12 protein-coding genes are annotated in these 10,724 nt (G+C 63.9%); 10 read left to right on the plus strand and 2 right to left on the minus strand.

The window, feature by feature from the left end; all coding sequences use genetic code 11:
- Positions 1 to 510: 510 nt before the first annotated feature.
- The 3 genes from IU452_RS18480 to IU452_RS18490 all read left to right on the plus strand — a co-directional run bounded on the left by IU452_RS18480 (position 511) and on the right by IU452_RS18490 (position 2,646).
- Positions 511 to 1,398 (plus strand): helix-turn-helix domain-containing protein, encoded by an 888-nt coding sequence (locus IU452_RS18480; RefSeq protein WP_195110337.1) that lies wholly within the window; start codon positions 511 to 513, stop codon positions 1,396 to 1,398.
- Positions 1,395 to 1,601 (plus strand): DUF397 domain-containing protein, encoded by a 207-nt coding sequence (locus IU452_RS18485; protein ID WP_195110338.1) that lies wholly within the window; start codon positions 1,395 to 1,397, stop codon positions 1,599 to 1,601. Before IU452_RS18480 ends, IU452_RS18485 begins: the two co-directional genes overlap by 4 nt.
- A 79-nt stretch (positions 1,602 to 1,680) precedes the next feature.
- Positions 1,681 to 2,646, plus strand: coding sequence for a hypothetical protein (locus IU452_RS18490; RefSeq protein ID WP_324192695.1), 966 nt, complete (start codon positions 1,681 to 1,683; stop codon positions 2,644 to 2,646).
- Here the strand turns inward: IU452_RS18490 and IU452_RS18495 are convergent.
- Together IU452_RS18495 and IU452_RS18500 are read right to left on the minus strand one after the other, a co-directional pair.
- Entirely contained in the window at positions 2,621 to 3,100 is a 480-nt protein-coding gene (locus tag IU452_RS18495; RefSeq protein ID WP_195110339.1) for a nuclear transport factor 2 family protein, read from the minus strand. The two genes, IU452_RS18490 and IU452_RS18495, sit on opposite strands and share 26 nt — an antisense overlap.
- A 56-nt stretch (positions 3,101 to 3,156) precedes the next feature.
- Positions 3,157 to 3,786, minus strand: coding sequence for a TetR/AcrR family transcriptional regulator (locus tag IU452_RS18500; RefSeq protein WP_195110340.1), 630 nt, complete (start codon positions 3,784 to 3,786; stop codon positions 3,157 to 3,159).
- A gap of 88 nt (positions 3,787 to 3,874) precedes the next feature.
- Here IU452_RS18500 and IU452_RS18505 point away from each other — a divergent pair, with 88 nt between their 5' ends.
- The 7 genes from IU452_RS18505 (at position 3,875) to cobM (ending at position 10,357) form a co-directional block, all read left to right on the plus strand.
- Positions 3,875 to 5,299 (plus strand): carotenoid oxygenase family protein, encoded by a 1,425-nt coding sequence (locus tag IU452_RS18505; protein WP_195110341.1) that lies wholly within the window; start codon positions 3,875 to 3,877, stop codon positions 5,297 to 5,299.
- Between the two features lie 149 nt (positions 5,300 to 5,448).
- On the plus strand, positions 5,449 to 6,033 hold the full coding sequence (locus IU452_RS39515; protein WP_195110342.1) for a DUF3558 domain-containing protein: 585 nt from the start codon (positions 5,449 to 5,451) through the stop codon (positions 6,031 to 6,033).
- 15 nt (positions 6,034 to 6,048) lie between these two features.
- A complete protein-coding gene (locus IU452_RS18515; protein WP_195110343.1) occupies positions 6,049 to 6,429 on the plus strand; it encodes a hypothetical protein in 381 nt (126 codons plus the stop codon).
- A complete protein-coding gene (locus IU452_RS18520; RefSeq protein ID WP_195110344.1) occupies positions 6,426 to 7,748 on the plus strand; it encodes a hypothetical protein in 1,323 nt (440 codons plus the stop codon). Before IU452_RS18515 ends, IU452_RS18520 begins: the two co-directional genes overlap by 4 nt.
- On the plus strand, positions 7,735 to 8,511 hold the full coding sequence (locus tag IU452_RS18525; RefSeq protein WP_195110345.1) for an ESX secretion-associated protein EspG: 777 nt from the start codon (positions 7,735 to 7,737) through the stop codon (positions 8,509 to 8,511). Before IU452_RS18520 ends, IU452_RS18525 begins: the two co-directional genes overlap by 14 nt.
- Before the next feature lie 92 nt (positions 8,512 to 8,603).
- A complete protein-coding gene (locus tag IU452_RS18530) occupies positions 8,604 to 9,521 on the plus strand; it encodes a hypothetical protein (protein WP_195110346.1) in 918 nt (305 codons plus the stop codon).
- Between the two features lie 68 nt (positions 9,522 to 9,589).
- Positions 9,590 to 10,357: a precorrin-4 C(11)-methyltransferase gene (gene cobM, locus IU452_RS18535; RefSeq protein WP_195110347.1), complete on the plus strand. Its 768-nt coding sequence runs from the start codon at positions 9,590 to 9,592 to the stop codon at positions 10,355 to 10,357.
- Positions 10,358 to 10,724: the final 367 nt, after the last annotated feature.

Here is a 10,724-nt window from a genome sequence, read left to right on the forward strand (position 1 = left end):
ACATCGAGCCGAAACAGCACCGCGAACAACGACATATCCTCCGGCAAATCCGGCCGAACGAGATACGTCCACCGCCGCGACCGCACATGAGACACGATCGGCCCCACCGTAATTCTCTTGTGCAACATGTCGTCCCGCACTCGCTGCCCCAACGCCCCGGGCACCGTAATCGCCCCCACCACACCCGCTCTGATGACTATGCGCCCCGTCTGCGGATGAATCCCCGCCGGTAACCCGCAAGTACGCCGATAATACGCACACCGCGAAGCAACCGTATCCGCGAATGCCAGGTAGTCCATGGGGCCCCCATCGGCCGGTGTTCGGGCGGTTATGGATCCGTGCTCGCCGTAGCATCTGCGGCGCTGACGGGTACGACCTCAAGCTGAACACGCCTCTCCCCCCTGAAGATCCCATCGTGGGAATCCCATCATTTTGCCCTCAAAGTCTCAGAGTGGGTGCCACCATGGGAAAGTTCGTTTCCCACGACAGGACAGCGCTAGGAGCCTTGGGATGACTGATGGAGGCGGCTCAACCCTTCCCCGGCGGCAGATCGGGAAGCTGCTTCGCGATGGGCGCAGCGAGGTCGGGTTCACCCTCGAACAGGTCGCGGCCATGATGCAGTGGAGCAAAAGCAAGTTGTCGCGCATCGAAAAGGGAGGGGGCGGAGGAATACTCCGCGAAGTCGATATGCGCGAACTGGGCCGCATCCTCGAGTTCGACGACGAGAAGGCGGAGGCGCTGGTCGCGCTGGCACAGCAGATCGACGCCAAGTGCTGGTGGCACACCTTCGATGATGTGATCCGTAAGAGCTTGAATATGTATGTCGGACTCGAATCGGCTGCCACGTCGCTGGAGATCTTCCGACCCGACATAGTTCCGGGGTTGTTCCAAACCCGTGACTACGCAAGAGCGCTCGATCGGACCTATTTCTCAAACGAATCCGATGAAGAGCTGGAGCGGCGCGTGCAACTGCGGATCACACGTCAGGCCATCCTCACCAGGCGCAGGAGACCGGTAACGGTTGAGCTGATCCTGCACGAGTCGGTGCTCCGGACCGTTGTTGGTTCTCGCCGGGTGATGGCAGCTCAGTTGCGCTACATCGCAGACCTCGGTACTCGCGAGAATGTCACTGTACTGATTTTGCCCTCCGAGAAAGGGTTTCCGGTTGGATTTCCGGTCGGGCCATTCGTGATCTTGAACTTCGGACAAGACACCAACGGCAACGAATCCTCCCCGCCAGTGGTCTACGTTGAGGCGCTCACCGGCGACATGTACCTTGAGAGAGAACAAGATACGAAGGAATACCGCAGAGCTTCCGCGATTCTTCGCCAGGCAGCGCACGACGCCGTAGCCAGCCGGGGCCTGCTGCGGCGGATGGCAAGGGAGTACGAAGCGTGAGAGTTGACCTCTCGGCCGCAAGGTGGTTCAAGAGCACCCACAGCGCCGGCGGCGGCGAATGCGTAGAGGTCGCCTTCCTGGCCAGCGGCCACATAGGCATCCGCGACTCCAAGAACCCCACGGGCCCAGCTCTCATCTTCACCCCCACCGAGTGGGATGCCTTCACGAGGACCATCACCACAGACGCCCTCCCCCACCCCTGACCCAACCCCCCGACCGACCCCGCCCACCCTGGCGGGGTCGTCCCGTGTCCCCCAAAAAAGGGCGTGAACGAGCATTCATGTGAGTAAACGTCGAGAAGGGGACTGCGTGGTTGCTCGGTCGGTGAAGGTGTCGGTGGGGTGGGGGATGTTTGGTGGGTATGGGGGGTTAGAGGAGCCGTTTGTGGGGAAGTGGGCCGTCGCTACTGGGCTGGTTACGCGGTGGCAGTTGCAGCATGACTTCGAGAGGGTCGCGCCAGGGGTTTATGTGCCCCACGGGGTTCGGCTTGATGCTGTGGGGAGGGCGAAAGTGGCGGGGCAGTGGGCGAAGGGGGAGGGGGTGCTCGTTGGGTACTCGGCGGCTGCGTTGCTTGGGGCCAAATGGATCGATCCCGAACTTCCGGCCGAGATTGCGCTCCCTACCTGTCGGCACGCGCCCCCGGGCATACGTGCGGTGCAGAGTCGGATCGCCGACGATGAGTGTTGCGACAGAGACGGCTTCACCGTGAGCACGCCGGTTCGGACCGCGTTCGATCTCGGGCGGTGCCTTCCGCGCGACAAGGCCGTGCCGGTCCTCGACTCACTCTGCCGGGCGACAGGCTTGTATCCGAACGATGTGCTCACCTTTGCCGAGCGGTATCCCGGGGTCCGCGGCGTGCGGCGGCTTCGTACCCTCATACCCCTCGTGGATGCGGGTGCGGAATCGCCGCAGGAATCACTCACTCGCCTGTTGATCATCGACGATGGACTCCCACCCCCAACCACCCAGATAGTTATCCGCGACAGCTACGGAACGCTCATCGCCCGCGTGGATATGGGTTGGGAGGAGTGGCGTATCGCCGTGGAGTACGACGGGATCCAGCACTGGAGCGACTCACGTCAGCGGACAAAGGACATAGACCGCTACGCTGTCCTGCAAGAGCTGGGCTGGCTCCCCATCAGGGCCAACGCCAACCTCCTCCACCACCGCCCCCATATCCTTCTCGACCGAATCCGCTCGGCCCTGTTCTCCCGCGGTGCTCCTATCCGAAAACCCTGGGCGAGGTAGCGATCACGGGGACGGCGCCCGTGCGCCAGGTGATTCGGAGGGACAGCTCACGCAACCTCCATCCGTCGGCCGTGCGGGCGGCCTGTCCTTCGAAGACACCGCCGGCGAGGAAGTGGGATTCGAGGGCGAATGCGTCGCTGCAGTCCTCGGCCCAGAGATGCATTGCTGTCATATTGGCGCGTAGGCGAGCTGTATCGCCTTCGAAATCGATGAGGTGGTCGGTTATCACGTGATGGGTGGCGCGAAATTTCGTGACGACCGTGAGCTGTTGCTCGGTGATGGCCTCGCGGCCGACCAAGGCCGTACCGGTGGGGTTCACCAGCCGCCCGTCCACGGTGAACGTCGCATCCACCAGCGCCCGATCGAGCCGTTTGTCGTCGATCGCACCGTAATAGCGGCTGAGCAGTTCCTGTACCTGTACCCGGTCTACCGAAGCTGTTGCGGCAATTGTCATGTCAGAGACAATCGCCTGTCGCGCTTGCGTGGCTCTTGCTTCCCGGTTGCGCCCGTCTAGGCGGGGCGGTGGGTCAGGACAGCGAGGCACATCCACGCGGCTTCGGCGGCCAACTCCGCCGTGGTCATGTCGATCGTGCCGTCGAGCCAGGCTTCGATGAGTTGGTTGACGCCGCCGGTGATGAAAAGGGCTGACCTGTGAAGTAGTTGCGGGTCGGGGGTTTCGCCGAGGGCGTCGGGTGCGTTTTGGACAACCAGGTCGGCGATCGTCGCGAGCACATCGCGGCGGCGCTGGGCCAGGCCGGGGACTCCGGCCGGGTCGCTGGCGGCGATTCTGTGCACATGCGGGTCCTCCGCGATCGCATCGAGAAAGGCACGCAGCGCCGACTCCAATTTGTCGCTCGCCGAGCCCTCTTCGGTGAGGCCCGCCTGCACCATCACCGCGAGCAGCTGATCGCGCACATCGTCGGCGACCGCGACCAGGAGTTCCTCTCGACTCGCGAAATGCTCGTAGAAGTAGCGGTCGGTGAGCCCGGCGGCCTTGCAGATGCCGCGCACGGTGACCGCGGCGAGCCCGGATTCGCCCCATACGCGCCGACCTGCCGCTATGAGCCGGGCGCGGCGGTCGGCGCGGCGCTCCTCGGCGCTGACGCCGCCGTAGCTGCGGACCGTGCCAGATCTCGTCATTGACACGACTCTAGGCCAACCCTAAATTGGAGGACATACGTCATCAGATGACAGGCGTCGTCAGATTCGACTCGAAGGAGCGCCCACGATGACAGTCACTACGCCGGGCCTGTACCGCCAGGTCTACGCGCCGCTGTTGGACGAACTCGACTACCGCGTCGACCAGATCGACGGGCGCCTGCCGAAGGAGTTGACCGGAACGCTGTATCGGATCGGGCCCGGCAGGCATCAGGTCGGACGTTCCTTGCTGCACAACGTTTTCGACGGCGACGGGATGATCTCGCAGTTCGTGCTCGACGGCTCCTCGGTGCGCTACCGCAACCGGTACGTGCGGACCCGGCACTTCATGCACGGACAGCGCTCGGACCGGATCCGATATCGCGGTGTGGGAGATCAGATTCCGGGCGGCCCGTTGGCGAACATCGGACGCCTGCCCGCGAATGTGGCCAACACCAACATCGTCAACTATGCCGGAGGACTCCTGGCGCTGTGGGAGCTGGGGAACCCGCATCGGATCGATCCGGACTCACTGGAAACATTGGGGCCCACCGACTTCGACGGCAAGCTCGGGTTTCTCGGCGCCTTCTCGGCGCATCCGAAATGGGATCCCGACACCGGCGACATGTACAACTTCGGCTTGGATCTGCTGCCGACCCCGCGCATCCGCACCTATCGGGTCGACCGAAGCGGAAGGCTGCACCGGCTCGCCTCGGTGTCGATGCTCGACCTGCCCTGGAACCACGACTTCGCCCTGACACAGCGCTATCTCGTCTTCGTCCTCGATCCGATCCTGCCGAACATCGCCAAGCTGGCCTTCGCTACGCATTCCTTCATCGACTCACTGGACTTCAAGCCCGCCAAGGGGACTCGTTTTCTCCTGGTGCCGAAATCGGGTGGCAAGCCTCGCATCATCGATCACGCGGCGCTGCTGCACCTACACGTCACCAACGCCTACGACGAGGGCGACGATGTGGTGGTCGAACTGGTACGCCTGGACACCGCCTGGTCCGAGATCCGCCGCATGACCGGCATGGTCAACCGCGACCTTCTCGACACCCCGCAGTTCCCCGACTCCCGGCTCATGCAGTACCGAATAACAAAGAGCGGCAAGGTAATCGAACGGCAACTCACCGAACACCCAGGCGAATTCCCGCAATACGACTGGCGCCGCTCAACCCGCAAGCACCGCTACAGCTACCTGTCGGGCGCAGGCGGCCCCGTCGGCCTCTTCAACTCCATCATCAAAATCGACCACCACACCGGAGCTCTCACCACCTGCGACCTCGGTCCCAGCTCAGTCGGCGAACCTCTCTTCGTCCCGCGCGCCCCCGATGCCCCCGAAGACGACGGCTGGCTCCTGGCCCTCAACCATCACCTCCCCGAAAACCGCTCTCAACTCCTCATCCTCGACGCCCGCCACCCCGACCGCGGCCCCCGAGCCACCGCCTGGCTCAACCACCCCATCCCCTGGGGCTTCCACGGCACCTTCACCCACCGCCTCGCCACCCTCTAGCTCGGCCGGCCGTGATAGGCGAGCGGACGTGCACAAAGGAGTTATCCACAGGGGGTGGTTGCTCGCTTGTGGTGGCGATTGTAAGGTTTTCGCAGGTAGCGGGGGGTTGGTTGCCCCGTCGACGCTCTGCCGAGAGTGAAGGGGTTCGGATGAGTCGCACGTGGAAAGCGTTGTGTGCGGTTGTGCTGGCCGTCAGCGCGGGGGTGGCGCTGGTGGGGTGCGGGAAGTCGACGGATGGTTCGCCGACCTCCGCCCCGCAGACGGCCGTTGCGAGTACGACTAGCGGGTCGGGTGCTGTGGCGTCCTCGGCTGCTGCCGCGGCGTGGGATCCGTGCAGTATTCCGGATTCAGCGATCGGGGGGCTCGGGCTGGATGTGAGCACCAGAGACAACAAGCTTGCAGGTACCGAGTTCGATGGATGGAAGGTGTGCCACTGGCGGTCGGTGGCCAAGACATTCGACTTCGCGATCCTGTCATCGGACCGCACTCTGGCGGAGTCGAGGCAGCGGACCGACTACCAGGACTACACCGACCTAACTGTCGGTTCCCATGCGGCGCTTCAGTTTCGACCGGTCGGCTCAGCGCACGATCTAGAATGTCTGATCAGCGTCGAGGTGCCCCATGGCTTGGTCGACTTTCAGGTTGTGAACCGGTATGGGGCCGCAGGGGCGGGGGAGCCGTGCGCCGAGGTGCGTCGGCTAAGTGATGCTCTGATTCAATATTTGCCCAGCTAGCCGAGGAGGGGGAGGATGAAGCTCGGTGTTGATCCCAACGAATGGAAGCGACTGCTAGATCAGGCTAATGCAGGCGCACTCTCATTGGACCCGGAGGTGGGGAAAGGTCTGGACAAAGTCTGCGATGACCACATTGAGAAGCTGCAGGACGTCATCTTTCTGATCCGTGGTATCACTCGCATAACAGGCTTCGGCGCGTTCGACTCGGGCCGGACACTCGAAAACAAGTTCTCCCTGACGGCCTCGGGTACCGAACGTTCACTAGATACCGTGATCAAGCAGCACATCGATGCCGTCCAGACCATGAAAGAGGTTGTCGCCAAAGCGATCGCGAACTTCGTTGCTCAGGATGAAGCTGCTCGTGACCGGATTGCGGCGGTGGAGGGGGCCGAGTGAGTTACGAGGAGTATCGGCGGCGGATCATCGATGCGCAGCAGCAGTGGAATGCCGAGCGGGACTGGATTTACAAGACGCAGGCGCAGGGGAATTACAGCGGCATTTTCGATGGGGATATGCAGCCGCCGCATCTGACCAAGTCGGACAGCTTCGAGCATATGAGCATCGAGCAGATGCGGGATTCGGTGGCGGCGATGAAGCCGAAACTGGTGTACGACGCGGTGTCTGCGTGGGCGAAGATCGGAATGGACCTCGCCGGAGCGTTCGCGCTGTTCGAACGCGAATTCGGAAGAACCACCAATGGGGGTTGGACCGGGGTCGCAGCCGATGCCGCAGTCGATGCGGTCAAACGGTATTCCGAGCGGTCGACCCCGCTGTCCCAGGCGGCGACGGCGATCAGTTTGAAGCTGTCGGAGATGCGAACCGGCCTGGAGGAGACCCAGGCCCTGATGCCGGGTGTCCCGGAGCGGACCATCGTCAGCGGTAAGACGCTGCCCAAGGACGGCGTCATGAAGATCGACGATCACAACAGGGCCGAGGCCGAGGAGGAAGGGCGGCGGATCCTTCGCACAATCTATGGGCAGGTCGCCGCCCAGACCGATGTCGGGATGCCCTACATGCCCTCTGCTCCCAAGATTGTGGACGGTGTGGGCGTGCCGAGCGGTCCTGTCGGGCCGACGAGCGTCGATCCTGGTGGTACCGACCAGGGTGGGAGGGGCAGCGATACTGACGGCCAGCCTGGTGATAGGCCGGGCGAAGGCGGTCAGTCGGGGGAGAGTCCGCAGAACGGTGAGTCCGGAGACCAACAAGGTGACACTCGAACCGCTTCTGCTGGAATGGATTCCACAAATTCGGCTGGTATGTCGCAGCAGAGTTCAGGCCAGCCATCACAATCCGGCTCGGCGAGCACGTCTCCTGCGGGCTACACCCCAGGTGGTACGTCGGGAGTGCCTGGGGTTGGGGGTTATTCGGGTGGGCGCTCGGGGCCGGGTGGTCGTGGCAGTAGCGCGGGGCCTGGTGGTGGCGGAGGCCCAGGAAGCCGGGTGGCCGGTGGGCCCGGTCGCAGCGTGCCGGGCGGGGTGATCGGAGGTGCTCCGGCGGCTGCTTCGGTGCGACCGGGAATCGGTGCTCCTGGTGCCGCGGGCATGCCCGGGATGGGTTTTCCGGGGCATGCGGGGAAGGGGCAGGACGAGGAGGAACGGACGAAAGGCGTTCCTGATTACCTCATCACGCAAGAGCACGGTAACGAGTTGATCGGTGTCGATGAGTTGCCGAAGGCCGTGCCGCCGGTGATCGGTGGGGACGATGCACAGCGTTAGGTACACCGGGCAGGAGTTCGAAATCCTCTGGGCGGGGTATGGGCGGGATCGGCTTCCGTACCCGCTGCAGTATCGGCCCGACATCGACGGCTTCGATGAGCTGAAGAAGTTCCGGGAGGCCGCGGTGGAGAGCCTGCTCGGGAAGTATGCCGTCGAGGTGGAGCGGGCGATCGACGTGTTGTTGGAGCCCGATGTTCGGGTGGAGGCCAAAGGGTTTGGGGGACGGGATGCCTCGGAGGTCTATCGGTTTCACGGTGCTATCCGTGGGCAAGCGGGGGTTGCGCTGGTTCAGATGCCGGGGGCTGCGCCGGACACGGGTGGTGATGTGATGCTGAGCTATTGTGGCGCAAGGGAAGTCGCGCAGCTGACCGTTGCATCTTTGCCGAAAAGGGGGCCTGGCAGCAATCCTCCGTTGGAGGTTCGGCGGGAGGAGCTTGCGGCCGATAGTGAGCGGCATGTGCGGCGGGCCTACGAGGTGAGTCTGGTCGAGCAGTTGAATCGGGTGTTCAAGCGGGATCGGTTGGGGCTGGGGGAGATAGGGATATTTCCCGGACCCGCACTGGATGCTCGGCCTGCGCCGGGGCGGGGATTTTGGTGGATGGACTATGAGGACGGCCGGTACTACGTGAAGACGGGCAATCCGATTGTCGCGAAGCCGGTGGATGCGGAGCGGATGGCCGCGGAGATCCACCGGCTGGCCACCCTCACGCAGCGCTACTACCGAGAAGATCGGGAGCACGAGGAGTATCTGCGCTCGCGGTGACCCTGTCGAATTCGGCCGAAATTTACTACCTTGATGCTCGTGAGTACTCGAAAAATATTCGAGCACAATAAATTTGGCCGATGGGGTGAAGAATGACCCTCTTGTACACGGGCTCCGGCCCCTACTGCTACAGCAACTCACTCGCCATGATGTTCGGCGAGGAGGCGCCGCCACCGGCGGTGATCGAGGTGCTGACCGGTGCGCCGTTCGGCATGGCTCTGGTCGGCGGGAAGACGCCCTTCTTCGATCCGTACGGCTGGACGCCCGAGATCGGGATCGACGCCGCCGTTTCCCTGCTGGGTTGGCGATGCCAGGTCGAGAGCGGCGGCACCGAGGAGGAAGCGGAGCAGCGGCTGCGGAAACACCTCGATACGGGACCGGTGCTCATCGGCCCGCTGGAAATGGGGCTGCTGCGCTATCAGCCCGAGATGACCGGTCCGATCGGGGCCGATCACTACGTGGTGTCGCTGGCGGTGGAGGACGACCGCGTGCTGCTGCACGACCCGCAGGGCCACCCGTTCGCAACGCTGCCCCTGGCGCAGTTCATGGCCGCGTGGCGGGCACCCCTGGATTACGGTGCCCCCTACACGATGCGAAGCGGCTTCACCCGTGAACGTGAGGTGCCCGTGGACGACGCGCTCCGAGCCTGTTTGCCGACCGCCCGCGCATTCCTGTCGAACAGAAAGGACCTACCCACCCCGGAGGGCACCCTCGGCACGGCGGCAGCCGCAGTGGCCCTGGCCGACCTGCTCACGACCGATCCCCACCCCGAACTAACCAACCACCTGGCCCATTTCGCCATCAGGGTCGGCGCCCGCCGCTTGTCCGACGCGTCGGCAGTGTTCCACACCCTCGGCCTCCGGCCCGCAGCCGATCTACTCACCACCCAATCAAAACTGGTCGGCTCTCTCCAATACGACATCGTCACGGGCAACTACCCTGCGGCCGCTCACACCCTCCACCAACTAGCCCCAACCTACGACCACCTCGCCACCACCCTCCCCCTCTAGCCCGGGCTGGGTGGCGGGGTGGGTGTGTGCGCGGGGGGAGGGAGGAAGGGTGTGAATACACTCACCACATGACCGTGCACTTCATTGGGGCAGGGCCCGGGGCCGCGGATCTGCTGACTGTGCGTGCGGTGAAGTTGTTGCGGGAGTGTTCGGTTTGGCTTTATGCGGGGACCTATTTGGATCCCGAGGTGTTGGCGCACTGTGGGCCCGGGGCCGAGTTGATTGATACTCAGCATCTGGATCTCGATCAGATCATCGACTATTGCGTCGAGGCTCATCAGGCGGGGCAGGAGGTGGCGCGGCTCTGCTCCGGGGATCCGTCGGTCTACTCCGCGCTCACCGAGCAGACGCGCAGGCTGGACGCGCGCGGGGTTCCGTGGGACATCACCCCTGGTGTGCCCGCCTACGCGGCCGCGGCCGCGCTGCTCGGGAGTGAGCTCACCGTTCCCGAACTCGTGCAGTCGGTGGTGCTGACCCGCACCCGGGCTCGCTCGACCGCGATGCCGGAGTCGGAGAACCTGGCCGCCTTCGCGCAGACGAAGGCGACCCTCGTCCTGCATCTGGCCATCACCCGGATTCGCCCGATCGCCGAGGAGCTGTCCGTCGAATACGGGACGGACTGTCCGGTCGCCGTCGTCTATCGCGCCAGCCAGCCCGAGCAGCTCGTGCTGCGCGGCACCCTCGCCGATATCGCTGACCAGGTCGAGGACGCCGGACTGCGGCGGGCCGCGGTCATTCTCGTCGGGCGCGCGCTCACCCCGGCGATCGACTGTGCCGAATCACACCTGTACGATCCGGCGCGGATCCGTCACGTCGCATCCGGTCCAGGGCACTGAAAACCCGATCGACGCCACGCGGTAGGTTCAGATACCTTGCCCGGCGGAATATTTCATCCCATAACCCTCAGGTCCAGGTCTAATGCATGAAAGCTATGAGCCTTTTTGGTCGCTGACCCGTCACGGACGGTAGATTGGTTCGGTGTTCATCAGCGAGGTTCAGTGTGTGACCGATCCATGGCCGGCCGGCATGGTCAGGCCCATGTAACAAGATCGGCCTATAGGACGGATAGGTCCTATGAACATTTTTGTCTGATTTGAGATTCGAAGTGAGCCCCGACCGCGGACGCCACGCTTGGAATAGGTGAGCGTCGGCGTCGGTGTGCCGTCGGGGAGCGCGCCACGGCGTTCGGAAGCGAGGTTACGG

The organism is Nocardia transvalensis, from assembly GCF_015477765.1.
GTDB lineage: Bacteria > Actinomycetota > Actinomycetes > Mycobacteriales > Mycobacteriaceae > Nocardia > Nocardia transvalensis_A.

Excerpts from the sequence above, each read along its gene's own strand:
- IU452_RS18480 (WP_195110337.1), top strand. The coding sequence starts at position 511 with ATGACTGATGGAGGCGGCTCAACCCTTCCCCGGCGGCAGATCGGGAAG.
- IU452_RS18495 (WP_195110339.1), bottom strand. The coding sequence starts at position 3,100 with ATGACAATTGCCGCAACAGCTTCGGTAGACCGGGTACAGGTACAGGAA.
- IU452_RS18500 (WP_195110340.1), bottom strand. The coding sequence starts at position 3,786 with ATGACGAGATCTGGCACGGTCCGCAGCTACGGCGGCGTCAGCGCCGAG.
- IU452_RS18505 (WP_195110341.1), top strand. The coding sequence starts at position 3,875 with ATGACAGTCACTACGCCGGGCCTGTACCGCCAGGTCTACGCGCCGCTG.
- IU452_RS39515 (WP_195110342.1), top strand. The coding sequence starts at position 5,449 with ATGAGTCGCACGTGGAAAGCGTTGTGTGCGGTTGTGCTGGCCGTCAGC.
- IU452_RS18515 (WP_195110343.1), top strand. The coding sequence starts at position 6,049 with ATGAAGCTCGGTGTTGATCCCAACGAATGGAAGCGACTGCTAGATCAG.
- IU452_RS18525 (WP_195110345.1), top strand. The coding sequence starts at position 7,735 with ATGCACAGCGTTAGGTACACCGGGCAGGAGTTCGAAATCCTCTGGGCG.
- IU452_RS18530 (WP_195110346.1), top strand. The coding sequence starts at position 8,604 with ATGACCCTCTTGTACACGGGCTCCGGCCCCTACTGCTACAGCAACTCA.
- cobM (WP_195110347.1), top strand. The coding sequence starts at position 9,590 with ATGACCGTGCACTTCATTGGGGCAGGGCCCGGGGCCGCGGATCTGCTG.